Annotated in this window: 28 protein-coding genes; 2 read left to right on the top strand and 26 right to left on the bottom strand. The window is 66.2% G+C overall.

Features of this window, described 5'->3' with window-relative positions; genetic code table 11:
* Positions 1-99: 99 nt before the first annotated feature.
* The 7 genes from LJ760_RS12945 to LJ760_RS12915 all read right to left on the bottom strand — a co-directional run bounded on the left by LJ760_RS12945 (position 100) and on the right by LJ760_RS12915 (position 6,336).
* Entirely contained in the window at positions 100-603 is a 504-nt protein-coding gene (locus LJ760_RS12945) for a DUF3145 domain-containing protein (protein WP_227923692.1), read from the bottom strand.
* Between the two features lie 208 nt (positions 604-811).
* Positions 812-1,756: a tyrosine recombinase XerC gene (locus LJ760_RS12940; RefSeq protein ID WP_227923690.1), complete on the bottom strand. Its 945-nt coding sequence runs from the start codon at positions 1,754-1,756 to the stop codon at positions 812-814.
* Between the two features lie 31 nt (positions 1,757-1,787).
* On the bottom strand, positions 1,788-2,321 hold the full coding sequence (locus tag LJ760_RS12935) for a methylated-DNA--[protein]-cysteine S-methyltransferase (protein WP_227923688.1): 534 nt from the start codon (positions 2,319-2,321) through the stop codon (positions 1,788-1,790).
* Positions 2,322-2,369: 48 nt separating this feature from the next.
* Positions 2,370-3,593: a DNA-processing protein DprA gene (dprA, locus tag LJ760_RS12930; protein WP_227923686.1), complete on the bottom strand. Its 1,224-nt coding sequence runs from the start codon at positions 3,591-3,593 to the stop codon at positions 2,370-2,372.
* Positions 3,590-5,137, bottom strand: a complete 1,548-nt coding sequence (locus LJ760_RS12925) for a YifB family Mg chelatase-like AAA ATPase (RefSeq protein ID WP_227923684.1) — start codon at positions 5,135-5,137, stop codon at positions 3,590-3,592. The genes dprA and LJ760_RS12925 overlap by 4 nt, the downstream gene beginning before the upstream one ends.
* Positions 5,137-5,502, bottom strand: a complete 366-nt coding sequence (locus LJ760_RS12920; RefSeq protein ID WP_227923704.1) for a YraN family protein — start codon at positions 5,500-5,502, stop codon at positions 5,137-5,139. Before LJ760_RS12920 ends, LJ760_RS12925 begins: the two co-directional genes overlap by 1 nt.
* 99 nt (positions 5,503-5,601) lie before the next feature.
* Positions 5,602-6,336: an SDR family oxidoreductase gene (locus tag LJ760_RS12915; protein ID WP_227923682.1), complete on the bottom strand. Its 735-nt coding sequence runs from the start codon at positions 6,334-6,336 to the stop codon at positions 5,602-5,604.
* Between the two features lie 244 nt (positions 6,337-6,580).
* Here LJ760_RS12915 and LJ760_RS17515 point away from each other — a divergent pair, with 244 nt between their 5' ends.
* On the top strand, positions 6,581-7,435 hold the full coding sequence (locus tag LJ760_RS17515; protein WP_331460727.1) for an LPXTG cell wall anchor domain-containing protein: 855 nt from the start codon (positions 6,581-6,583) through the stop codon (positions 7,433-7,435).
* 25 nt (positions 7,436-7,460) lie between these two features.
* Here LJ760_RS17515 and LJ760_RS12900 read toward each other — a convergent pair whose 3' ends face one another.
* The gene (locus LJ760_RS12900; RefSeq protein ID WP_227923679.1) at positions 7,461-8,048 is read right to left on the bottom strand and encodes a 2'-5' RNA ligase family protein; all 588 of its coding nucleotides are present in this window, start codon (positions 8,046-8,048) and stop codon (positions 7,461-7,463) included.
* Positions 8,049-8,091: 43 nt separating this feature from the next.
* Between LJ760_RS12900 and LJ760_RS12895 the strand changes: the two genes are divergently transcribed.
* On the top strand, positions 8,092-8,682 hold the full coding sequence (locus LJ760_RS12895) for a GNAT family N-acetyltransferase (RefSeq protein WP_227923677.1): 591 nt from the start codon (positions 8,092-8,094) through the stop codon (positions 8,680-8,682).
* On the opposite strand, the gene LJ760_RS12890 is transcribed toward LJ760_RS12895, so the two are convergent.
* From LJ760_RS12890 to ftsY, 18 genes are all read right to left on the bottom strand, one after another.
* Positions 8,654-8,974: a DUF2469 domain-containing protein gene (locus LJ760_RS12890; RefSeq protein WP_227901490.1), complete on the bottom strand. Its 321-nt coding sequence runs from the start codon at positions 8,972-8,974 to the stop codon at positions 8,654-8,656. The two genes, LJ760_RS12895 and LJ760_RS12890, sit on opposite strands and share 29 nt — an antisense overlap.
* A gap of 7 nt (positions 8,975-8,981) precedes the next feature.
* Positions 8,982-9,719 (bottom strand): ribonuclease HII, encoded by a 738-nt coding sequence (locus LJ760_RS12885; RefSeq protein ID WP_227923675.1) that lies wholly within the window; start codon positions 9,717-9,719, stop codon positions 8,982-8,984.
* Positions 9,716-10,480 carry a signal peptidase I gene (gene lepB / locus LJ760_RS12880; protein WP_227923672.1) on the bottom strand — a complete coding sequence of 255 codons (765 nt, stop codon included), beginning with the start codon at positions 10,478-10,480 and terminating at the stop codon, positions 9,716-9,718. Before lepB (LJ760_RS12880) ends, LJ760_RS12885 begins: the two co-directional genes overlap by 4 nt.
* A gap of 11 nt (positions 10,481-10,491) precedes the next feature.
* Complete coding sequence (gene lepB, locus LJ760_RS12875; RefSeq protein WP_227923670.1) at positions 10,492-11,202, bottom strand: signal peptidase I; 711 nt, start codon at positions 11,200-11,202, stop codon at positions 10,492-10,494.
* A 5-nt stretch (positions 11,203-11,207) separates the two neighbouring features.
* Entirely contained in the window at positions 11,208-11,567 is a 360-nt protein-coding gene (rplS, locus tag LJ760_RS12870) for a 50S ribosomal protein L19 (protein WP_146364401.1), read from the bottom strand.
* A gap of 239 nt (positions 11,568-11,806) precedes the next feature.
* On the bottom strand, positions 11,807-12,586 hold the full coding sequence (gene trmD, locus LJ760_RS12865; RefSeq protein WP_227923667.1) for a tRNA (guanosine(37)-N1)-methyltransferase TrmD: 780 nt from the start codon (positions 12,584-12,586) through the stop codon (positions 11,807-11,809).
* Positions 12,587-13,150 (bottom strand): ribosome maturation factor RimM, encoded by a 564-nt coding sequence (gene rimM, locus LJ760_RS12860; RefSeq protein ID WP_227923665.1) that lies wholly within the window; start codon positions 13,148-13,150, stop codon positions 12,587-12,589. It lies immediately after the preceding gene.
* 168 nt (positions 13,151-13,318) lie between these two features.
* Entirely contained in the window at positions 13,319-13,561 is a 243-nt protein-coding gene (locus LJ760_RS12855) for an RNA-binding protein (RefSeq protein ID WP_146364407.1), read from the bottom strand.
* 1 nt (position 13,562) lies between these two features.
* Entirely contained in the window at positions 13,563-13,970 is a 408-nt protein-coding gene (rpsP, locus tag LJ760_RS12850) for a 30S ribosomal protein S16 (RefSeq protein ID WP_227923663.1), read from the bottom strand.
* Between the two features lie 194 nt (positions 13,971-14,164).
* A complete protein-coding gene (locus LJ760_RS12845; protein ID WP_227923661.1) occupies positions 14,165-15,046 on the bottom strand; it encodes a VOC family protein in 882 nt (293 codons plus the stop codon).
* Between the two features lie 57 nt (positions 15,047-15,103).
* Complete coding sequence (locus LJ760_RS12840) at positions 15,104-15,640, bottom strand: DUF3592 domain-containing protein (RefSeq protein ID WP_227923659.1); 537 nt, start codon at positions 15,638-15,640, stop codon at positions 15,104-15,106.
* A gap of 35 nt (positions 15,641-15,675) precedes the next feature.
* Entirely contained in the window at positions 15,676-16,179 is a 504-nt protein-coding gene (locus LJ760_RS12835; RefSeq protein ID WP_227923657.1) for a GNAT family N-acetyltransferase, read from the bottom strand.
* Positions 16,179-16,751, bottom strand: coding sequence for an alpha/beta fold hydrolase (locus LJ760_RS12830; protein WP_227923654.1), 573 nt, complete (start codon positions 16,749-16,751; stop codon positions 16,179-16,181). Before LJ760_RS12830 ends, LJ760_RS12835 begins: the two co-directional genes overlap by 1 nt.
* Positions 16,752-16,759: 8 nt before the next feature.
* Positions 16,760-17,305 carry an NUDIX domain-containing protein gene (locus LJ760_RS12825; protein ID WP_227923652.1) on the bottom strand — a complete coding sequence of 182 codons (546 nt, stop codon included), beginning with the start codon at positions 17,303-17,305 and terminating at the stop codon, positions 16,760-16,762.
* A 117-nt stretch (positions 17,306-17,422) separates the two neighbouring features.
* Positions 17,423-19,006: a signal recognition particle protein gene (gene ffh / locus LJ760_RS12820; RefSeq protein WP_227923649.1), complete on the bottom strand. Its 1,584-nt coding sequence runs from the start codon at positions 19,004-19,006 to the stop codon at positions 17,423-17,425.
* Between the two features lie 174 nt (positions 19,007-19,180).
* On the bottom strand, positions 19,181-19,519 hold the full coding sequence (locus tag LJ760_RS12815; protein WP_227923647.1) for a P-II family nitrogen regulator: 339 nt from the start codon (positions 19,517-19,519) through the stop codon (positions 19,181-19,183).
* Entirely contained in the window at positions 19,516-20,814 is a 1,299-nt protein-coding gene (locus LJ760_RS12810) for an ammonium transporter (protein WP_227923645.1), read from the bottom strand. Before LJ760_RS12810 ends, LJ760_RS12815 begins: the two co-directional genes overlap by 4 nt.
* A 211-nt stretch (positions 20,815-21,025) precedes the next feature.
* Positions 21,026-22,213, bottom strand: coding sequence for a signal recognition particle-docking protein FtsY (gene ftsY, locus LJ760_RS12805; RefSeq protein WP_227923642.1), 1,188 nt, complete (start codon positions 22,211-22,213; stop codon positions 21,026-21,028).
* Positions 22,214-22,236 lie beyond the last annotated feature (23 nt).

The raw sequence follows: 22,236 nt of genomic DNA, 5'->3' as shown, positions 1-22,236 counted from the left end.
GGGGCTGCGCCGCCGCTAAGCCCTGCGTTAACAACACTGGGGGCCGGACCCGGGGGGCCCCGCACGCCTGTTTTGTTTAGCTATGGAGTTTTTGAGGAACTAGCCGACCTGGTGCAGCCAGCGCACCGGAGCGCCGTCGGCCGCGTGCCGGAACGGCTCCAGCTCTTCGTCCCAGGCTTCGCCCAGGGCGAGTGAGAGTTCGTGGTAGACAGCCGAGGGATCGCCGGCGCCGTTTTCATAGGCGTAACGGATGCGGTTCTCGGAAATCATGATGTTGCCGTGTACGTCCGTCGCGGCATGGAAGATGCCCAGCTCAGGGGTGTGGGCCCAGCGGCTGCCGTCGGCTCCGGGGCTCTGTTCCTCCGTCACCTCGTACCGCAGGTGTGCCCAGCCGCGCAGCGCGGACGCGAGCAGGGAACCGGTGCCCTGCGGCCCGGTCCAGGCGATTTCGGCCCGTACCATTCCGGGCGCAGCCGGCTGAGGGGTCCACTGTAGATCCGTTCGCTTTTCCACGACGGATCCGATGGCCCACTCAATATGGGGGCACAACGCGGAAGGGGCAGAGTGCACAAATAGTACGCCGCGCGCCATCACAACAGACATTCCATCCTCCATAGCTGTAGGTACGTCTTCCCCAACGACCTGCTGCTGCATGGACGGATATCGAGCCATATGTGTCCGCTGTCCATCATTGTGCCGTAAGTTACGTCGATGCGCCAATATAGCCTTCTGAGCCTCTGCAGCGCGGAAGGCCGGGCGGTGTGGCGGGCGTTGTGGCGTGCGTTGGGCGCGGGCGCTGGGCGGCCCTCCCTTAGGCGCGCGGATGTGCCTGGCTGTAGCTCTGGCGCAGCCTGTCCACCGAGACATGCGTGTAGAGCTGCGTGGTGGCGAGGGACGAATGGCCCAGGATTTCCTGCACGGCACGCAGGTCAGCACCGCCGTCAAGCAGGTGGGTGGCCGCGGAGTGGCGCAGTGCGTGCGGCCCGGAGGCGGAAGTGTCCGGCATGGCTTCCAAAAGGCCGGCAACCACGCTGCGGACCTGTCGCTGATCCACCCGCCCGCCCCGCTTGCCCAGGAACAATGCCGGACCGCTGTCCCCGGTCGCCATTGACGGGCGGCCGCGGCGCAGCCAGTCGTCCACCGCGAGCGCAGCCGGCAGGCCGTAAGGCACCGTGCGTTCCTTGTTGCCCTTGCCCAGCACCGTGAGCGTCCTGCGGTCCGGATCGAGGTCGTCGACGTCCAGGCCGGCCAGCTCCCCCACCCGGATTCCCGTTGCGTAGAGCAGTTCGACCATCGCTCGGTCCCGAAGTGCCACGGGTTCGCCCTCGGCGGCAGCCGCCTGCAGGGTTTCGAACAGATCATCCAGCTGGCTGCTGCGCAGTATTCCGGGAAGGGTCTTTTCCTTCTTCGGTGCCTTCAGCCGCAGGGCCGGGTTCTCGCTGATAAGTTCCTCGCGCAGGGCCCAGTTGGTGAAGCTGCGTGCCGTGGCTGCGCGGCGGGCCAGCGTGGAACGGGCCTGCCCGCCGGCACTGAGTTCGCCCAGCCAGCCGCGCAGGATGCCCAGGTCCAGTTCCTGAAGCGAACCTGCTCCGGCGCCGAGAGCATAGTCGAGCAGCTTCGACACGTCCGATTCGTAGGCACGGACGGTGTGTTCGGAGCGTCCACGCTCTGCCGTCAGATACCGGCAGAAGCCCTCCAAAGCGGAACGGAATTCCGCCGGCCACGCAGTTCTGTCTGCTGCTCCCTTTGATGTCACCTCTTTACTGTTCTCTCTTTGGTGCCGGCGTTCAAGCAGGCACGCTGTCGGCACGCAGGCAGTTCCGCCGCAGGTGTTCTGTCTGCGGTGCCTGCTCCAGCTCCAGCAGGTACCGCTTCGCATCGACGCCGCCCGAGTATCCGGTCAGCGCGCCGCGGGACCCCACCACGCGGTGGGTGGGGACAACCAGGTTCAACGGGTTGTGCGCCAATGCTGCACCTACGCTTCGCGCCTTGGCCGCATCACCCAGCAGGACCGCCAGCTGCTTGTAGCTTGCCGTCCTGCCGTAGGCGATGCCCGAGACCTGCTCCCATACCCTGCGCTGGAACTCGGTCCCCTGGGGATTGGTACCCACGCTGAAGCAGCAGCGCCGGCCCTCGAAGTACTCCGTCAGTTGACGTTCGACATCCTCGAAGCCGTCTTCCGCCGCAATGCCGTACGGCGTCCCTGCCCCGGCAACTGCCGGCGCAGCGGGCGGCCCGAGCCGGACCATGGACAGGAGTCCGTCCATAGCGACGAGGGTGAGTACCCCTACCTGCGAGGTGACTATCTTGTGAGTGATCATGATGATGCCCTTCCTTGGGTTGTGCGGGTAGTAGAAATGTCGATGCTGCTAACGCCGGCCACGGCGCCACTGGTCTCCTTCGGTCCGTACGGCCAGTCCTTCCAATTCCAGCCGTGCCAGCCCGGCGCGCACTCCTTGCAGGGACAGCCCTGCGACGGTGGCCAGTTTCTCGATGGTCGTTCCGCTGCGCACGGGCAGCGCATCCAGCAGCAGCAGGTCCTCCACTGGCAGTCCGTCATGATCTGCCCGGCGGACTCCTGCCCGACTGTCCCCTGCCCGACTGCCGGGGCCGCCCGGCTCTCCCGGCGGGACATCACGGAGCGGCCCGGCCAGTTCCGCCACTTCCTGGGCATCGGTCACGCAGACTGCGCTGCCGTCGCGCAGCAGCCGGTGGCATCCGGCAGAGTTGGCCGAGTACACGGAGCCCGGCACCGCACCGACTTCCCGCCCTAACCCGGCGGCATGGTGGGCAGTGTTCAGCGCTCCGGATCTCCACCGGGCCTCCACCACCACGGTGACGGCGCTCAGCACAGCGATGATCCGGTTCCGCTGCAGGAATCTCCAGCGGGTGGGGGCAGATCCCGGCGGCACTTCGGACAGCAGCAGCCCGCGCTCCGCGACGGCGCGAAGCAGGTCCTCGTTGCCGGCCGGGTAGAACCGGTCCGCACCGCACGCCATGACCGCTAGCGTGGGCGTGGCATCAGTGGATGCAGATCCGAGCGCGGCGCGATGTGCCTGGGCATCGATGCCGTAGGCGCCTCCGGAGACCACGGTGTACCCGCGGTTGGCCAGCCCCGCTGCAATGTCCCCCGCTATGGACAGCCCGTATCCGGTGGCGTCCCGGGAACCCACTACTGCCACAGTCCGGTCCAGTTCCGGCAGGCCACGCTCTAGGTCTCCCCGCACCCAGAGACACAACGGCATTTCCAGCTGCAGGTGGCGCAATGACTCGGGCCAACGGGGATCCTCCGGAACCAGGAGTTCCCCACCCAGACGGCGGATCGCGTCCAGGTCCCGGTCCGGCGCCAGATCCGCTACCCGCGGGGCCCACCTCTTCAATCCCTCTGCCAGGACGCTTCCCTGGCCGCCGCCCGGGGATAGGAAGCGTGCCGTTTCGGCGGCCAGATCCGGCGGTGTGCCCACCGCTCCGGTGGCGATCTGCAGCGCCTGGACCGGACCGGCGGCCGCCACGAGGGCCAGGCCCACGGTATCTGAAGGTTCGAAAAGCCTCGACAACGCCGCCCGTGCGACCAGCACCTCATCGGTACTCATGCCGCAGCTCCCTGCCGACGGAAAGCGAGGGCCTGCCCGACGTCGTCGGCGTCCGGGCTTCCGTGCCCGGCAAGATCGGCGACGGTCCAAGCCACCCGCAATACCCTGTCGTAGCCCCGAGCCGTCAGGAGTTGGCGGTCCATGGCCCGGTCCAGGGCCGACGTTGCTTTGCTCGGCGGCCGCAGGCTGTCTCGCAGCAAGGTGCCGGGTACCTCGGCATTGGTTTCGCATCCCAGCGGCTGAAGCCGTTCCCGTTGGAGCCGACGCGCCTCCTGCACGCGCGCCGCCACCGTCGAGCTGGCCTCCGCAGTCTCTGCGGCGAAGTAGTCGACCAGGGAGACCCGCTGAACGGAGAGCTGCAGGTCCACCCGATCCAGCAGCGGACCGGAGAGCCGGCTGAAATACCGGCGCCGCTGTGTGGAGGTGCAGGTGCACTCGATTCCCTTGCCGGTTGCGAGTCCGCAGGGACAGGGATTGGCGGCAAGGACCAGCTGGAAGCGTGCCGGATACACGGCTGTACCTGCTGCACGGTGCAGGACCAGCTCGCCGCTTTCAAGCGGCTGGCGCAGGCCGTCCAGGACCCGCCGCTCATACTCGGGAGCCTCATCGAGGAACAACACGCCGCGGTGGGCACGGGAGGCAGCGCCGGGGCGCGGAATGCCTGAACCGCCGCCGATCACCGCTGCCGTGGACGCGGTGTGGTGCGGACTCTCGAACGGGGGCCTGCGGAGCAGCTGGCGGCAGGGGCGTCCCTGCCAGGCGAGGGAGTGAATGGCGGTGACTTCCATTGCCTGGTCATCGGAAAGGTCCGGCAGGATGCCGGGCAACCGCTCGGCCAGCATGGTCTTCCCGGCGCCCGGCGGCCCGGTCATCAACAGATGGTGTGCTCCTGCCGCGGCCACCTCGACAGCGAAGCGGGCCTCTGCCTGCCCCGCCACGTCCGCGAGGTCGGGGATCCGGGATTCAGCCGGACCCTCTTCGTGTTCCGGATCTTGGCCGGTACGGGCCACCGGCAGTGGAAAACTAAGCTGCTCGGGGTCCGCACCGAGGTCGGCGGCCACCTCGGCCAGGCAGGAGTATCCCCGCACGCGGGCCGCAGGGACCAGTGCAGCCTCTTCTGCGTTCTCCGCCGCCACGGCAAAGTCCGTGAAGCCGGCCGCAACCGCAGCCATAACAGCCGGAAGTACGCCCCGGATCGGCCGAAGCCGGCTGTCCAGCCCGAGTTCTGCCAGGAAGATGCAGCGTCCCGGGCTGCGCAGGACACCACCGGCGCAGAGTGCAGCCACAACTATGGCAAGGTCGAAGCCGGAGCCGTGCTTCGGTACATCCGCAGGCATCAGATTGACCGTGATGCGGCGCCGGCTCAGTGGCAGCCCGGCATTCTTTGCCGCCGACTTCACCCGGTCGCGCGCCTCATTAAGGGAGGCGTCCGGCAGCCCCAGCAGGATAAAGGACGGAAGGGACTGGCCGATGTCGGCTTCAATCTCGACGATCCTGCCCTGCAGGCCGACCAGCCCGACCCCGTAGGTCCGTCCAAGCCCCATCAGGAGATTCCCCTCAGGTGCTCCACAACGGGTGGATTGGCGCCGTCGTCGAGAATCGAGACTGCGTCGATCCGGCGGTGGGTGAAGTAGCGGCTGTTGGCCCGAGCCCAGGCCCCTGCCAGCTGGTAGAGGCGGGCGACCTTATCCTGCCCGATCGCTTCGAAGGGGTGTCCGAAGTCCAGCGAGGAACGCGTTTTCACTTCGACCACCACCAGGGTGGCCCCGTCCACGGCGACCAGGTCGATCTCCCCCTCGGGACACCGCCAGTTCCGGTCGATGATGCGAAGCCCGGCTTCGGTCAGGTACCGCGCCGCCAGTTCTTCTCCGCGGCTTCCCAGGATGTCTTTGGCTTTCATGTCCACCACGTTGGCTCGAACCGGACGGACCCGGCACAGCAGCACACAGCCGTGTGGAAAAGGAATCCGCCGCCGCGCACCGGAACCCGAGTGTGGAGGAGCAGAAGTTCAGGCCAGTCCCCCGTTGGCGTAGACCACCTGGCCGTTGACCCAGCGCCCCGGCCCGGCAAGGAAAGCGACGGTTTCGGCAATGTCTTCGGGCTGGCCCAGGCGCCCCAGCGGCGCCGCCTCGGCCAGCCGCTCGACGGTGGCCTCGTCCTTTCCATCCAGGAACAACGGCGTGGCTGTCGGCCCGGGCGCCACCGCGTTGACCGTAATGTCCCGTCCCCGCAGTTCCCGCGCCAGGATCAGCGTCATCCCTTCCACCGCAGCCTTCGAGGCCACATAGGCGCCGTAACCGGGGTATTGGGTGCGCCGGACGGTGGTCGAAAAGTTAATGATCGCTCCACCCGGACGGACCCGACGGGCCGCCTGCTGCGAGACCACGAACGTTCCCCGGATATTCGTGTGGTGCATGCGGTCCAGGTCCGCCAGTTCCAGCTCCGCGATAGGGGCAAGGAGCATGATGCCTGCGGTATTGACGACCACGTCCAGACCGCCGAAGGCTGTCTCGACGGCGTCGAACGCGGCGGCCATCGCGGGCTCGTCTCCCACATCCCCGCCGACTGCCAAGGCAAGTCCGCCCCCGGCGGCAATGTCGGCAACAACCCCGTCCGCTGTCGCACGGTTTCGCGCGTAGTGCACACCCACCGAATAGCCGTTCAACGCGAGCCGTCGGACCACGGCCGCTCCGATCCCGCCGGATCCTCCGGTCACCAGGGCAACCCGTCCCGCAGTATCCATACCGCTCTCCTCGCTGGTCGTGGGCAGGACCTCGGCGTTTTCACCCCCCGGAATACACCACCGACGCCGTGCCGCCAAGGGCAGATCAGAAGCCCGCCCGGAATTTGAGCGGGTCTTGTCGGGAAACTGCGTCATTCCGTAGGGGAACGCTGAGACGGCCCGGACAGGATAGCGACGCTAACGCCCATGTTCGACTCACAAAAAGGACACCATGGAAAACCGCAAGCGAAATACAACCGCTGTCGTGACAGGATTTGCAGCCTTAGCGGGGCTGTCGATTGTCACCGGTGCTCCGGCTTTGGCCACCGCCGTGCCGGCGACCGGGGACACCGTCCCAACCACGTCGCCGAGCGGGTCTCCCTCGGCGGAGGTTTCCGTGACGGAAACGGGAATCTACTTGTACCGGAAGGTAGACGCGAAGAAGCCGGCCGCCTGGGAGAACTCGGGCGAACAAACCTTCCTGGCCAAGCAGCCCGGACACCAGTGGTTCACCGATGTAACGTCCCTGGTTCCCTTGGTTCCGTTCGAGGTGTGCGGTCCCGGCTGGGCCGTCCAGCAAGACGTACTCGAGTTCGAAGGCACTTATGAGTGGCCGAAGAACCTCCTTTATCCCAACCCCTTCCCCGGAGATCCGGACCTGTTGGCCTCCCAGCATCAGGAGCTTGAGGAGCTGATGACGGTTCCCGATTGCGCTCCCACGCCCACGCCGACACCGACGCCGGAACCTACTGATCCCCCGTCCGAGACGCCGACTCCGAAACCTACGGACACTCCGTCCCAGAAGCCCACGCCGACCCCCAGTGACACCCCGTCCAAACCCCCGGCAGGTGCGGTAACGCCAACACCGACGCCCACCCCGTCTGAAACCCCATCGGAGACCCCCGCAGGTTCGGTAACCCCGCCCGGTTCGGGCAGCACCCCGCCGGCCCCGGGCACCACGGACCCCGGGATCCAGGTTGCCGGCAACCCCAGCCCCCGCGTTCCTGATGCCGGGCTCGCCCACACGGGTGCCGGCGGAACGTGGCTTGCCGCTGCCGGCGCAGCCATCCTGGCTGTGGGAGCGGTTCTGGTGGTCATTGCCCGCCGCAGGAAGGCCTAAGCCCAAAGGTGTACCCCGGGCGCCGTCAGTGCCCGGGGTACACCACCGGCATCGGCTGCAGGGTCACGGATTCCAGCTGCAGTGAAGGCAGGGCGCCCGCAAACCCCCGCGCCAGGGAGATGTGGGGGCGCAGTGTCCCGGCATGCATCAAGTTCGGATCACCGGCCATGAAGGCCGCGGTATCCCGAATGCCGGCGGCGCCGAGGAAACCCACCAGCTCGCGATACAGGTCCCGATGCAGCAAAGCGAGATCCGGCGTCGGCAGATACTCCACTACTAAGGTCGAGCCGCGCGTACCGAACCCGGCAAACCCCACCGGTCCCAGCCGGAAGGAAACCGCGGGCAGCAGCGCCTCGGTCCGGGCCACGTACCCGGCGAGCAGCTGCTCGTAGGCAGAACGTGAAATCCCGGTTTGGGCATTGACGGCCCGGTGCACGTCCAGCACCTTCCCGAAGTGGATCAGCGTCAGGTGCAGCTGTTTCCGCGGCACCAGCCGGGTGCCGGCCGGCAACGACTCCTGCAGGGACAGCAGGTGGGCCAGTGACGGACCGTCGGGCTGCATCTGTGCGTACAGGCGGAGGTTGGCGTCGAAGCCACGCCGGGACTCGGGCATGACGCTAAGTCTAGGTCCGGATTACACCCGCTAGGCTGTCGGGATGGCTTTCGCGATCCCGCTGCTCAGCGACGACTTCCTCCTGCTCCGTCCACACACGGCTGCCGACCTCGACGCCGTGCACGCCCGCTGCATCGACCCCGTGTCGGTCCAGTGGACCACGATTCCGCTGGGCTACACGCCGGAGATGGCGCAGCAGTACCTGGCGGCTATCTCGGTACCGCAGGATAACGCCGTGTCCTGGGCGCTCGACGTCGGCGGCAGCTATGCAGGCACCATCGACCTGCGCTTCGAAGGTGCAGCTTCCGGTTCGCTGGGATTCGTCACGTCGCCGGAATACCGGGGCCGCGGCCTGATGTCCCGCGCGGTCCGGCTGGCAGTGGGCCACGCCTTCGAGGACCTGGACTGGGATGTGGTCACGTGGAAGGCGAATGCGGGAAACACCGGCAGCTATAAGACCGTCTGGCGCTGCGGTTTCCCGCCGCCGATCGCGGTGCCTTACCTGCTGAACCACCGCGGAACGATGGTTGAGGGCTGGATTTCCAGCCTCGCCCGGAATGACCCAAGGAGCCCATCCGTCAGCTGGGAGAACACAGAGGCGGAACTTACAGTTCGTCGGCCTTCGGCAGTGTGAGGTCGTCGTTGCGGGTCAATTCCTCAACGTTGACGTCCTTGAAGGTGATCACCCGTACGCTTTTGACGAACCGTGCGGACCGGTAGACGTCCCAGACCCATGCGTCCTGAAGCGTGAGGTCGAAGTAGATCTCGCCGTCGGCGGACCGTGCCTGCAGGTCCACATGGTTGGCCAGGTAAAAGCGCCGTTCGGTTTCCACCACGTAGCTGAAGAGGCCTACGACGTCGCGGTACTCCCGGTACAGCTGGAGCTCCATGTCCGTTTCATAGTTCTCAAGGTCTTCGGCGCTCATGTTCCTATCATCCCCCAACTGTGCTCAAGTCGTCTTCCGGTTCCAGCACCGGTTCACCCGGGCGGGGCTTGGAGCCCAGCCGCCAGGACATGCGGTGCAGCGGCGTGGGTCCGTGGACGTCGATGGCCGCGCGGTGCGACTCGGTGGCATAACCCTTGTTGATCTCCCACGCATAGTGCGGGTGAGAAGCGGCAAACTCTACCATCATGGCGTCGCGTTCCACTTTCGCCAGCACGCTGGCGGCGGCTACGCTCAGGCACTGCATGTCCGCCTTGATCCGGGTGTGCACCGGTGCCGTGCAGCCTCCGGCCGGTTCATCGGGATCGTCGAACAGGCTGCCCTGCCGCTCGGGCGAGAGCCAGTTGTAGTTGCCGTCCAGGAGTACGACGTCGGGACGCAGGGTTGAGCACATCTGGTCCCAGGCGCGTGTTCCGGCCAGGCGAAGGGCGACGGTCAGCCCGTGCAGGTCGATCTCCGCTGCACTGGCATGGCCCACGCCCCAGGCCAGGGCCCATTTCTTGATCTGCGGAACCAGCGTATTCCGGTCAGCAACGGAAAGCAGCTTGCTGTCCCGCACTCCCTTTAGGGAACGCACAGTAGCCAGGTCCACGGCCACCATCCCTACGGACACCGGTCCGGCCAGGGCGCCGCGGCCCACTTCGTCGCAGCCGGCCAGGATCCGGTGCCCGGAGGCAGCGAAGGTGCGCTCATACCGAAGGGTCGGCGGCTTGGCGGTGGAACTCACTTGCTGCCGCTCGGTTCCGGGACGTCCTCGAAGACTTCCGAATAGTCGTCGACCCCGCCGACGCGGTTCAGCGGCCAAGCCGTCACTACGGCTTTGCCCTCAATGTCCTCCACGTCTACGAAACCGCCGCCCTCACCGTACTGGTGTTCGCGGGAATCCGCAGAGGCGTTGCGGTGGTCCCCCATCACCCAGACCTTGCCCTCGGGGACAACCACGTCAAACGGGATGTCGGAGGGGGCGGCGCCGGGGTACAGGTAGGGCTCGTCCAGGGGTTCGCCGTTGACGGTGATCCTGCCGTCGGCATCACAGCAGACCACGTGGTCTCCTTCGGTGCCGATGACACGCTTGACCAGGTGCTGCTGGGACTCGTCCGGGAGCAGGCCCACAAAGGTCAGGGCATCCTTGACCGGATTCGTTTCCTTCTCCGCGGTCTCCGGCAGCCAGCCCTTGGTGTCCTTGAAGACCACGACATCGCCGCGGTTCAGGTCCATCGGTTCAGGGACCAGAAGGTTGACGAAGATCCGGTCGTTGATTTCCAGCGTCTCTTCCATGGACCCCGAGGGGATGTAAAACGCCCGGAAAAGGAAGGTCTTGATCAGGAACGACAGCACCAGGGCTATCACCACGATCGTGAGGACTTCACGCAGCCAGGCGCCGAAACCGCGTTTCTTTTCCTTCGGTGCGGTCGAGTGCGCTGCGTGGTCCCGCTGCTCCCCGGAGCCGGGCGTCCCGTCAGGGGACTGGTCCGGTTGCTGCGACATTGCGTTTCCTCTTATTTCTCCGTGTTCCACTCGGCTCCTAAGGATAGCCGGTCAATATTGGTGCCGCGCTCGAGCGGCCAAAGAATCCGCTGGGCCTGTCCGATCACCCGTTCCGTGGAGATCAGGCCGCCGCCGGGAGCTCCCAGCAGGGACCGGGAATCCGCCGAAACGGACCGGTGGTCCCCCATCAGCCACAGCCTGCCTTCGGGAACGACGACGTCGAACGCATGGTCGCTGGGAGCGTCTCCAGAGTAAACGTACGGCTCCTCCATGGGAGTTCCGTTGATGGTTATCCGTGGATCCCCGTCCGTGCAGCAGCTCACCCTGTCCCCCGCCACACCGACAACCCGCTTTACATAGACGGTGTCGCTGCCGGCCAGCCCGACCCAGCGCCCCACGGTGACTGCGGCGTCGGCCAGTGCCGGACGCCCGCTGTGCAGCGGCGCCAGCGAGCCCCGGCCGTCGAACACCACCACATCGCCGCGCCGGATCTCAGCCGAATCGTAGGCGGTGCGGGAGACGAGGATCCGGTCACCGGGTTCGAGCAGCGGCTGCATGGAATCCGAGGGGATGTAGAAGACGTCGAACAGGAATGCCCGCACGAGGGCGGCGAGGATCACGGCCGCGGCGAGAGCACATAGCACAAAACGCCAGCCCACAAACCGGGGCCGGCGTTTCGTGTGCTTCGCGGAGGGACCCCCGGAGGCGGATGCTGCAGTCAAGTAAGTTACTTGGCGGGACGGAAGTCGCGCTTTTCCTTGATCTTGGCTGCCTTGCCGCGCAGATCGCGCATGTAGTACAGCTTCGCACGGCGGACGTCACCCTTGGAGACGACCTCGAGCTTGTCGATGACCGGGGAGTGTACCGGGAAGGTACGCTCAACGCCGACGCCGAAGCTGACCTTGCGGACCGTGAAGGTCGCGCGGAGGCCATCGCCCTGGCGCTTGAGCACGAAGCCCTGGAAGACCTGAACACGGGTGTTCTTGCCTTCGATGATGTTTACGTGAACCTTGACCGTGTCACCGGCGCGGAACTCGGGGATGTCCGTACGCAGGGACGCTGCGTCAACAGAATCTAGGATGTGCATTGTTTATCACTCCTGGTGAACGCCACAGGTCATTCACTTTGGTAACGGCAGCAAGAATGCGCCCCCAAAATGCGGGCTGCACGGATGCTGTCGAAGTTAGTAGACCGGCAGGACCTAGGATGGAATGCCGGTGTGTACATATCTGTTGGCCGCGTTCCCCCTGTGGCAGGTACGGACCCAGATGACACAACTCCCCATTTTGCCATACGCATCCGAACGGCACCAATCCGGCGCTGCCGTCAGGCGGGCGGGCAGACCCTGCCGTCGCGTATTTCGTAGCCCAGAGCCGCCAAAGTGGCCCGGTCGGCCTTGTCCAGCGACGCGGCGTCGAGCTTTTCGATCAGATCGGGCCGGCGTGCCGCGGTGCGCCGCAGCTGTTCGTCCCGCCGGAACCGGGCGATCTTGCCGTGGTTGCCGCTGAGCAGGACCTCCGGGACGGCACGCTCGCGCCAGGCCGAGGGCTTGGTGTAGACCGGGTATTCCAGCAGCCCGTCCGAGTGGGATTCCTCCACCAGGGACTCGGGATTCCCGACGACGCCGGGCACCAGTCTGCCTACGGCCTCGACCATGGCAAGCACCGCGACCTCTCCGCCGTTGAGCACGTAGTCTCCGAGGCTGACGGGACGGACGTCAAAGCGTTCCCCGGCCCATTCCAGCACCCTCTCGTCGATTCCTTCGTAGCGGCCGCAGGCGAAAACAAGGTGCTTCTCCTCGGCCAGCTCGTAGGCCATGGCCTGCGTGAAGACTGCACCGGCCGGCGAGGGGACGATCAAGACCGGCCGCTCGTCGCCGTCGCCCGCCACCGCGTCCAGCGCGGCGGCCCAGGGCTCGGGCTTCATGACCATGCCCGCTCCCCCGCCGTAGGGGGTGTCATCCACGGTACGGTGCCGATCGGTGGTGAACTCCCGCAGGTCATGCACGGCCAGGTCCAGCAGGCCTTCCTGCCGGGCCTTGCCGATCAGGGACAGCTCAAGGGCTGCCAGATACTCCGGGAAAATACTGACGACGTCGATGCGCACTTACTGTCCGGCTTCCTTCGTGTCGGCCGGGGCCGCGTCCTTCTTGTCCTCGGGCTTATTCAGCTCAAAGAGCCCCTCCGGCGGAGTGAGCAGGACATAGCCGTCCTCGATATTCACTTCCGGAACGATGGCCTCGACGAACGGTACGAGGATTTCCTCGCCGCGGGCGTCCTCAACCACCAGCAGGTCCTGGACGGTGAGGGTGCGCAGGCCGCTGACGGTGCCGACGACGTCGTCGCCCACCCGTGCCTTCAGGCCCACCAGTTCGTGTTCGTACCAGCCCTCGTCGTCGTCGTCCTCGTCCACCGTTTCGGTGTCGATGAACAGCTTCACGCCGCGCAGTTCCTCTGCGCCGTTGCGGTCCGTGATTTCTTCGAAGCCCAGCAGCAGGATGTCCTTGTTCCAACGCGCACTGATCACCGTCAGCGGGCCCTTGGCAGCCGGCTCTACGGTGAGCTCCGTGCCCGGGACAAAGCGGTCCTCGGGTGCGTCGGTCAGCACCTGGACGGTCACTTCACCGCGGATGCCGTGCGGCTTGCCGATGCGTGCCACCTGTAACTGCATGGATTCTCCTCTGTGGGGTTTTCGTCGCCTGGATTGGCCGGCGCCTGAAAAAAATCCGGCCCCTTCACCATTATCTGGTGTCGGGGCCGGATCCTGTGTACTGCTTTACTTCCGGTACTGCAGTGAAGAACTGTTCGCTTCCGCTGCGCCTTCGGTGATCATTTTAGATCAGCGGCGCCGGTCCGTGTCCACTACGTCCACTCGGACCTGCTCACCGTTGGCAAGGGCTGCGATGACCGTGCGCAGTGCGCGTGCGGTCCGTCCCTGCCTGCCGATGACCCGGCCGAGGTCGTCCTGGTGAACCCGAACCTCGAGGGTTTCCCCACGGCGGTTGCTCTTGGCGGAAACCTTGACGTCCTCAGGACTGTCAACGATTCCGCGCACGAGGTGCTCCAGCGCTTCAGCGAGCAAGTTACTCTGCCTCAGCCTCGGTGGAGGCCTCGGGGGCCTCTTCCTTCTTGGCCTTCGGGGTGATGGCCTCGGGGACAATCACGGACTTCTTTTCGGGAGCCACGAAGGCTTCCTTCGGGGCCTTGGTACGCAGGGTACCTTCCTGGCCGTCGATGTTCTTGAACTTCTGCCAGTCACCGGTGATCTTCAGCAGTGCTGCGACCTGCTCGGTGGGCTGGGCGCCGACGCCGAGCCAGTACTGCGCACGGTCCGACTTGATGTCGATGTACGACGGCTCTTCGGTCGGACGGTAGAGTCCGATTTCTTCGATGGCACGGCCATCGCGCTTGGCACGGGAATCCATGACAACAACGCGGTAGTGTGCTGAGAACTTCTTGCCAAGGCGCTTAAGGCGAATCTTTACGGCCACTTTTGTGGTCACTCCTGATCTGAAATGGGGCGAACCCGTACTTCTGCTCCCGTGGGGCGGGCCATAACGTTGGGGTTCAAAAGGACAAGATGCATGCACGGAGAGAGGGCCCGCGCAGATCGAGTACCTGACCATTGTGCCAGATGACTTCATCTTTTGCGACTCGCGCGGCCGAAACGGATTTCCGCGTATTTTCAGCCGACGGCGACACGCAGCCGGTTCCGCCACGGGTCCTCGAAACGCAGCTCGGCTCCGGTGGAGTGGCTGGAAATCCCGGCAACCCGAAGGCGGTCCGCAAGCCCGGCGACGTCGTCGGCGGTTGGAACGCTAATCAGCACCTCGCCCAGGCCCAGCGTGTCGCGGCGCGGTCCGGCGCCGCGGCTGTTCCAGACGTTCATCGCCATGTGGTGGTGGTAGCCGCCGGCGGAGACAAAGAGGGCCTGCCCGTGGAAACCGGCGGTCCGCTCGAACCCCAGCGTGTCCACGTAGAACGCGGCAGCGGTTTCCGTGTCACCTACCTGCAGGTGAACGTGCCCGACGGCGGCATCGGCAGCGGAGAGTCCGTCCAGTGCCGCTTCGGTGAGATGGTTGCGGAAGTAGGCCTGCGGAGACAGCGGCAACGACGCCATCCGCACTTCCCTGCCGGTCTCCGTCCGATCCCAGTCCCAGGTTTCGCGCGGCTTGTCATAGTAGAGCTCGATGCCGTTGCCTTCGGGATCGGTGAAGTAGAACGCCTCACTGACGAGGTGGTCCGCGGAGCCGACAAAGGCCGACGGGTCATACCGGGCCGCAGAGGCAACGGTGGCAGCAAGGTCTGCCTGGGTTTCGAAGAGGATGGCGGTGTGGAACAGTCCGGCCTCGCCGCGGGAGGGCACCTGCAGTCCGGGCGCCGGCGCCAAATGCACCACCGGGACGCTTCCGCGCCCCAGGTACTGGCCGCCGTCGGCCTCCGCCACGATCTCCAGCCCCAAGGCACCGCAGTAGTAGGCGGAGACCTTTGCCAGGTCGCCCACCTTGAGCATTACCGTGCCCATGGCGAGGTCGGCGGGCAGGCGGTCTTTTACTTGAAGGTCCATGCAATGAGATTACTTGAAGCTTCATCTAATTCCAAGCCCCCTGGAACACCGGCACGACTAGACCGTCTGCGCCTCCTTCTTTCTCCTGGCTTTGATGGTCTGCTCCACCATGACATACGTGAAAAAGCCGCCGATGACCGTGAAGAGGGTCAGGAAAATAACCGGTGGCACGTAGGACCTCGTGTCTCCCTCGACAATGGCTTCGTCGGGATCGTCGGGATCATAGAACACAGTCTTTTCGGTACCTTGGAGCTTTTCCGTCAGCTCCTCCCGAGGCCCATCGCGCCATTTGCTGTAGCTTTGCGAGTCTTCAACGGTTCCTTCTGTCCCGTTTTCGGCGGTGAATGAATACGTCATTATTGCGCTGCGGCCGCTGCTTTTCCGGCTGCCGTTGGAAAACCGAACGTCAGTGACAGTGCCGGTCGTCCTGACGTTTGCGGATACGAGCTGATGGCCGTTATGGACGGACGAGATCCAGGGAAGTCCCACCGCAAGGCCGAAAGCCGGGATGGAGATCACCAACAGATGGGCGATCAGCGTTCCGATGATCTCGGTTCTGCGCGCTCTGGGGTCGGAGGTGGGTTGATCGGCCATGAGGGCATCATGACACACGCAGCGGCACGGCCCGGTTACCGCCGCAGCGGGGCACGCATGGCCACTCGTCGTCCAATGGAATCCAGTCCAAGACTGATTTCGTGTTGCCGCAGCGCCGCCAGTTCGCCGTCGGGTTCAGAGACAACTTCGAAGCCGCAGCTGGCGTAGAACGGGGCGTTGAACGGCACGTCCGCAAAGGTGCACAGCGTCATTGAGGTGTACCCCTGCTCCCGCGCCCAGCCGAGAGCGGCCTCGACCAGTGCCCGCCCGAGCCCGGCACCGGCGGCGTCGGGGTGCACGGAGAGCTGCTCAAGGTGGGCCTGTCCGTCAACCTCCTCCAAGCGGGCGAAGCCGACGGGTGGCTCGCCCGCAACCAGGATGCGGCGGGCAGCCGCGAGCTCCCGCCCAGTGGCCGCAGCCGGAAGCTCCACGGAGCCTGCGGGCAGCATCCCGTCCAGCAGCGTGTCCGATGCTTCCTCCAACGAGGGCAGCACGGGAAGATCGCCGGGGCCGGCACTCCGGATGGACGGTCCGCCCATCAGTTGGCCCCGATCCGGCTGACGGAGGCCAGGAACTCCCGGATCGCCTGCCGTCCGGCATCCGTGTCCTGCGGGCGGTGGTTCCCGCCGACCTGCCGGTGCTCGGCTCCCGTCGAGACCAGGAAATCCGCCACCTCTTCGTACAGCGGCTCCCATCCGCCGGTAAGGACGAGGGTGGGGACACCCGGAACAATGTCCAGCGGAGCGTCGTCAAAGAGGGGCTGCAGCAGGTTTCGGTGGGCTGCTGTGGCCGGCAGGTCGCGGGTCAGGGAGAAGACCGCAGGCTCGCACAGGACCAGGGACGAGACCCGAGCCGGATCGCGGAGTGCCGCCAGCATGGCCGGAACCGCGCCGGCCGAGTGCGCCACCAGGTGCCCGCCGTCGGCCAGCTCCTCCCGGATCAGGGCGATGTCCGCTTCCACGTCCGGAGGCAGCGGCTCGGCGACGGCGTCATAGCCATGGCGCCGAAGGAACAGGCAGTCATAGTCCAGGGCAAGCCCGTGCTGCCGGGGCCACGCGGCCGCGCCGAAACTGCCGGCGCCATGCACAAACACCACTCGGTCCCGAGCCAAACCCACTCCTAATGTCCAAGAATTCCGGAGAAGCCCTCCAGCGGCGGCATCATCCTGCGCAGCGACGGCGCGGCGACCGGCCCCGCGGTGACAGGCTCACCGTTCACAAGCTCCACCATGGTGCCCAGTTCCAGGGCTTCCAACGCGGCTCCCCACTCCCCGCCATGCCCCTCGTCCCCCGCACCGCAATCCGCCAGGGGAATGAAGCCGGCCTCCCATTCCCCGCCGGCTCCGGTAAAGGACGTCACGGAGGTGGACAACGTGCCGCCGTCGAACAGGAAATCGATGGAGTCCGCCTGTCCCTGGGTGCCCTGCACGCAGTCCAGCACCAGCACGCGGCCGACGTCGAACTCGGGATCCAGGGTTGCACGGGCAATGCGGCGGGCGGCGGAGCGTGGATCCTCCCCGCCCTTCACCACTCCTCCCGGCAGCTCCCAGGCGTTGCCGTTGCGCAGCATCAGCACCCGGGCGTCGCTGGTGCGGATCAAGACCCGTACGGTGATGCTGCGCCGGAAGACCGACCCGTAAAAGCCGCTCAGTCCCTGTGCCGCCATGCTGGTCCCTTCCTCTGGTGCCGAACTTCGGCGCTGCGCCGTGAAGGCACGCATCCGCCATTAAACACACAACGCCGGACGAGTAGTCCGGCGTTGTGTGGGGGTGCGGTACAGACCCTACTTACCGAGGAACTTGTCGAAGCCCTTGGGCAGGTTCAGCGAGGACGGGTCGAAGTCCGCTTCCTGGCCGCCGAAAGCGCTGCCGGTGGGCAGGGCCTGCCGGGCGCCCGCACGCCGGGCCTCCGCCTCTGCCCGTTCCTGGGCAGCCTTGGCCGGGTTGCCCGACTTGGCCTTCTTCTTGCCCTTGGCTGCCTGCTGCTTCTTGCGCGCGCCGCCGAACCCGCCGGGTCCTGCCATGCCGGGCATGCCCGGAATGCCGCCGCCGGCAGCCATTTTCTTCATCATCTTCTGCGCCTGCACGAAACGCTCGAGCAGGCCGTTGACCTCGGAGACGTGGACGCCGGAACCGCGGGCGATGCGGGCACGCCGGGAGCCGTTGATGATCTTGGGTGCCACCCGCTCGTGCGGGGTCATGGAGCGGACAATCGCTTCCACCCGGTCGATTTCGCGTTCGTCGAAGTTCTCCAGCTGCTCACGCATGCCGGCGGCGCCGGGCATCATCATGAGCATCTTCTTCATGGAGCCCATCTTGCGGATCTGCTGCATCTGGGCGAGGAAGTCGTCGAGGGTGAAGTCTTCCTGGTCGGCGAACTTCTTCGCCATCCGGTTGGCTTCGTCCTTGTCCCAGCTCTGCTCGGCCTGCTCGATCAGGGTCAGGACGTCGCCGAGGTCCAGGATGCGGCTGGCCATGCGGTCCGGGTGGAAGACCTCGAAGTCGGTCAGGCCCTCGCCGGTGGAGGCGAACATGATCGGCTTGCCGGTCACCGACGCCACGGACAGTGCGGCACCGCCGCGGGCGTCGCCGTCGAGCTTGGTGAGGACCACGCCGGTGAAGTTGACGCCCTCGTTGAAGGCCTGCGCCGTGTTCACGGCGTCCTGGCCGATCATGGCGTCAATAACGAACAGGACTTCGTCCGGGTTGATCGCAGCGCGGATGTCCGCGGCCTGCTGCATCAGTTCGGCATCCACGCCCAGGCGGCCGGCGGTGTCGACAATGACGACGTCGTAGAGCTTGGTGCGTGCTTCCTCGATGCCCTGGCGGGCGACGGCGACCGGGTCGCCGGTGGCTGCCTCGAACTCGGAGGAAACGCCGGGGTGCGGCGCGTAGACGGGGACGCCGGCGCGCTCACCGTTGACCTGCAGCTGGCGGACTGCGTTGGGGCGCTGCAGGTCCGCTGCGACCAGCAGCGGGCTGTGGCCCTGGGACTTCAGGTGCTTGGAGAGCTTGCCGGCGAGGGTGGTCTTACCGGCACCCTGCAGGCCAGCGAGCATGATGACCGTGGGCGGGTTCTTCGCCAGGCGCAGCCGCCGGGTCTCGCCGCCGAGGATGCCCTTGAGCTCCTCGTTGACGATCTTGACGACCTGCTGGCCCGGGTTCAGCGCCTGCGAGACCTCCAGGCCGAGGGCGCGTTCCTTGACGGTAGCGGTGAAGGCACGCACCACCGGAACGGCGACGTCGGCGTCCAGCAGGGCGCGGCGGATCTCGCGAACGGTGGCATCGACGTCGGCCTCGGTGAGCCGGCCCTTGCCGCGGAGATTCTTGAAGGTTGAAGTCAACCGGTCAGACAGTGAATTGAACACGTGCCGCGCACTTCTTTCGTCAGTTCTTCGCCATGTTTGGCAGGCCCAGCTGTTAAGGGTACCAAGCCGGTCCCGCTATTCGCCCCTCCTGCCCCGGCGGATCGCTTCGCCGGATCGCAGGACCGCCCGGCTGGAGCACCAGCCGGGCGGTAGGTTCCTTTCGCTGCCGGAGCGCTAGAGGGCCGAGTCCCCCCGCTCCCCCGTCCGGACCCGTAGGGCTTCCTCCACGTTCACCACCCAGACCTTGCCGTCACCGGCCTGGCCCGTGTTGGCCGTGGAAACCAGGACATCCACAATGTCGTTGACCCAGTCATTGGCCACCAGGATCTCCACCCGGACCTTGGGCAGCAGGTCCACGGTGTATTCGGCGCCGCGGTAGACCTCGGTGTGTCCGCGCTGGCGGCCGTACCCGTTGGCGGAGCTTACGGTCAGGCCCTGCACCCCGTAGCTCTCCAGGCTTCCCCGGACGGCGTCAAGCTTTTCCGGCCGGACAATAGCGGTTACGAGTTTCATGAGTTGACCGTCTCCTTGGTTGTGGTGGCGCGTGCCGTGTCCTGGAAGGGGCTGAAGGATCCGCCGGTGCCGAGTCCGCCGAATTCGTAGGCGGTTTCGGCGTGTTCGCTCAGGTCGACGCCGTTGACTTCGTCCTCCTCCGAGATCCGGAAGCCCATGGTCTTGTGGATCGCCAGGCCGATGAGCAGCGTGAGGACTCCCGAGAAGACAATGGCCACTGCCGCGGCTGCTGCCTGGGCGCCGAGCTGACCCAAACCGCCGCCGTAGAACAAGCCCCCGCCCGCGCCGTCGACCGGCAGGGCGATGAAGCCCAGGGCCAGGGTGCCCGCAAGGCCGGCGACGAGGTGCACGCCGACGACGTCGAGCGAGTCGTCATAACCGAACCGGAATTTGAGCCCGACGGCGAGGGCGGACAGGACACCGGAGACCAGGCCGAGCCCCACCGCGGCGAGCGGGCTGACGTTGGCGCAGGCCGGGGTGATGGCCACGAGTCCTGCCACGACGCCGGAGGCGGCTCCGAGCGACGTCGCGCGGCCGTCGCGCAGCCGTTCGGTCAGGAGCCAGCCGAGCATCGCTGCGGCCGGTGCGGCGAGGGTGTTGATCCAGATCAGCCCCGCTTCTTCGGCAGTGCCCGCGGCGCCGCCGTTGAAGCCGAACCACCCGAACCAGAGCAATGTGGCGCCGAGCATCACGAAGGGGATGTTGTGCGGACGCTGGTTGGGGTCCTTCCCGAAGCCCTTCCGCTTGCCGAGGATCAGGGCCAGGACCAGTCCCGCCACGCCTGCGTTGATATGGACCACGGTGCCGCCGGCGAAGTCGATGGCTTCACCGACCACGGAGCCCACGGCACCCTCGGCGCCGAGGAGTCCGCCGCCCCAGACCATGAACGCCAGCGGGCAGTAGACCAGGGTCACCCAGACCGGCACGAATACCGCCCAGGCGCCGAACTTGGTCCGGTCGGCCACCGCGCCGCTGATCAGGGCAACGGTGATGATGGCGAACGTAGCCCCGTAGCCGGCGGTGATGAGGTCCTCGCTGCCGAGGATGTCTTTCAGCCCGAAGGAGGTGAAGGGGTTGCCGAACAGTCCGGCGATACCGTTCCCGCCGGTCATGGAGAAGCCCCAGAGGATCCAGACCACGCCGATGAGTCCGATCGAGACGAAGCTCATCATCATCATGTTCAACGCGGCCTTGGCGCGGGTCATGCCGCCGTAGAAAAATGCCACGCCCGGCGTCATAAGCAGCACAAGTGCCGCCGAAACCATTACCCAGACGTGACCTGCTGACAGATCCATCTTCACGTCCCTTCACATATGGCGGGCATCTCCCGCACAACGAACTCTGCCGGGGCCAGATTTCCGTCCGGGCCCGGAGGTGTTGCCGGGACGTTACAAACCCGGCCCTGAGGTAAAAGGATCGTGACAACGACGTTTCGGAAACGTTTCCGGACACGCAAAAGCCCCGCCTCCCTTGCGGGAAACGGGGCTGTGCGTTCGAGTGGCCTGCCTAGCCCAGCAGTGCGTCCACGAAGCTCTCCGCTTCGAACGGGGCCAGGTCGTCGGCACCCTCGCCCAGTCCCACGAGCTTCACGGGCACGCCCAGGGTCCGCTGGATCGCGACGACGATGCCGCCCTTGGCGGTACCGTCCAGCTTGGTCAGGACGATGCCGGAGATGTTGACTACCTCGGCGAAAACCTTCGCCTGGGTCAGCCCGTTCTGGCCGGTGGTGGCATCAAGGACCAGCAGGACCTCGTCCACGGCGGCCTGCTTTTCGATGACGCGCTTGACCTTGCCGAGCTCGTCCATCAGGCCGACCTTGTTCTGCAGCCGTCCGGCGGTGTCAATCAGGACCACGTCGACTTCACCCTCGATGCCGGCCTTGACCGCCTCGAACGCTACGGAGGCGGGGTCTGCGCCGTCGATCTCGGAGCGCACGGTGGGTACGCCTACGCGCTGTCCCCAGGTGGCCAGCTGTTCGGCGGCGGCGGCACGGAAGGTGTCGGCAGCACCCAGCAGCACGTCCTTGTCTTCGGCCACGAGTACGCGGGCCAGCTTGCCCACGGTGGTGGTCTTGCCGACGCCGTTGACGCCGACGACCATTACGACGGCGGGGGTCTCGGCGTGGCGGGTCACTGCCAGGGAGCGGTCCATGGACGGATCGACCAGCTTGATCAGTTCCTCGCGCAGCATCGCATGGACTTCCTGCGGATCCTGGCTGCCGGAGACCTTGACCCGCTGACGCAGCGCGTCCACGAGTTCCATGGTGGGTTCGGTGCCCAGGTCGGCAAGGAGGAGGGTTTCCTCAATCTCGTCCCAGACGTCTTCGTCGATCGTGTCGCGGGAGAGCAGCGCCAGCAGCGCCTTGCCCAGCGCGTTGTTGGATTTCGCCAGCCGTGCCCGCAGCCGGGCCAGGCGGCCCTGCACCGGTTCAGGCGTTTCGATGGTCGGCGCCTGCGGGGCAGGGGCTTCCTCAAGGTCACGCAGGTCATCCGGGACGACGACGTCGGTCTCCCCCGGCGGCGCCTCCAGGGTGTCGGTGCCGCCGCCGGTTCCGGTGACCGGATCGTTGGCGTCCCGGCGGGTGGGGTACATGCTCTTGGGTGTACGCCGGGTCCGTACCAGCAGTGTCGCGGAGAAGCCGACAACGGCGATCGCAACAAGGACATAGATCACTATCGAAAGGGTCTCATTCACGCTCCCAAGCTTCTCACATGCCG

The sequence above is a fragment of the Arthrobacter sp. zg-Y895 genome (assembly GCF_020731025.1).
Lineage (GTDB): Bacteria > Actinomycetota > Actinomycetes > Actinomycetales > Micrococcaceae > Arthrobacter_B.
The sequence above is the reverse complement of the archived record's forward strand: the minus strand, read 5'-3'. Positions and strand labels throughout refer to the sequence as shown.

What these genes read in the sequence shown, in the direction of transcription:
- LJ760_RS12945 (WP_227923692.1), bottom strand. Translation starts at nt 603, where the DNA reads ATGTCTGTTGTGATGGCGCGCGGCGTACTATTTGTGCACTCTGCCCCT.
- LJ760_RS12935 (WP_227923688.1), bottom strand. Translation starts at nt 2,321, where the DNA reads ATGATCACTCACAAGATAGTCACCTCGCAGGTAGGGGTACTCACCCTC.
- dprA (WP_227923686.1), bottom strand. Translation starts at nt 3,593, where the DNA reads ATGAGTACCGATGAGGTGCTGGTCGCACGGGCGGCGTTGTCGAGGCTT.
- LJ760_RS12925 (WP_227923684.1), bottom strand. Translation starts at nt 5,137, where the DNA reads ATGGGGCTTGGACGGACCTACGGGGTCGGGCTGGTCGGCCTGCAGGGC.
- LJ760_RS12915 (WP_227923682.1), bottom strand. Translation starts at nt 6,336, where the DNA reads ATGGATACTGCGGGACGGGTTGCCCTGGTGACCGGAGGATCCGGCGGG.
- LJ760_RS12900 (WP_227923679.1), bottom strand. Translation starts at nt 8,048, where the DNA reads ATGCCCGAGTCCCGGCGTGGCTTCGACGCCAACCTCCGCCTGTACGCA.
- LJ760_RS12895 (WP_227923677.1), top strand. Translation starts at nt 8,092, where the DNA reads ATGGCTTTCGCGATCCCGCTGCTCAGCGACGACTTCCTCCTGCTCCGT.
- LJ760_RS12890 (WP_227901490.1), bottom strand. Translation starts at nt 8,974, where the DNA reads ATGAGCGCCGAAGACCTTGAGAACTATGAAACGGACATGGAGCTCCAG.
- lepB (WP_227923672.1), bottom strand. Translation starts at nt 10,480, where the DNA reads ATGTCGCAGCAACCGGACCAGTCCCCTGACGGGACGCCCGGCTCCGGG.
- rplS (WP_146364401.1), bottom strand. Translation starts at nt 11,567, where the DNA reads ATGCACATCCTAGATTCTGTTGACGCAGCGTCCCTGCGTACGGACATC.
- rimM (WP_227923665.1), bottom strand. Translation starts at nt 13,150, where the DNA reads ATGCAGTTACAGGTGGCACGCATCGGCAAGCCGCACGGCATCCGCGGT.
- LJ760_RS12845 (WP_227923661.1), bottom strand. Translation starts at nt 15,046, where the DNA reads ATGGACCTTCAAGTAAAAGACCGCCTGCCCGCCGACCTCGCCATGGGC.
- LJ760_RS12840 (WP_227923659.1), bottom strand. Translation starts at nt 15,640, where the DNA reads ATGGCCGATCAACCCACCTCCGACCCCAGAGCGCGCAGAACCGAGATC.
- LJ760_RS12835 (WP_227923657.1), bottom strand. Translation starts at nt 16,179, where the DNA reads ATGGGCGGACCGTCCATCCGGAGTGCCGGCCCCGGCGATCTTCCCGTG.
- LJ760_RS12825 (WP_227923652.1), bottom strand. Translation starts at nt 17,305, where the DNA reads ATGGCGGCACAGGGACTGAGCGGCTTTTACGGGTCGGTCTTCCGGCGC.
- LJ760_RS12815 (WP_227923647.1), bottom strand. Translation starts at nt 19,519, where the DNA reads ATGAAACTCGTAACCGCTATTGTCCGGCCGGAAAAGCTTGACGCCGTC.
- LJ760_RS12810 (WP_227923645.1), bottom strand. Translation starts at nt 20,814, where the DNA reads ATGGATCTGTCAGCAGGTCACGTCTGGGTAATGGTTTCGGCGGCACTT.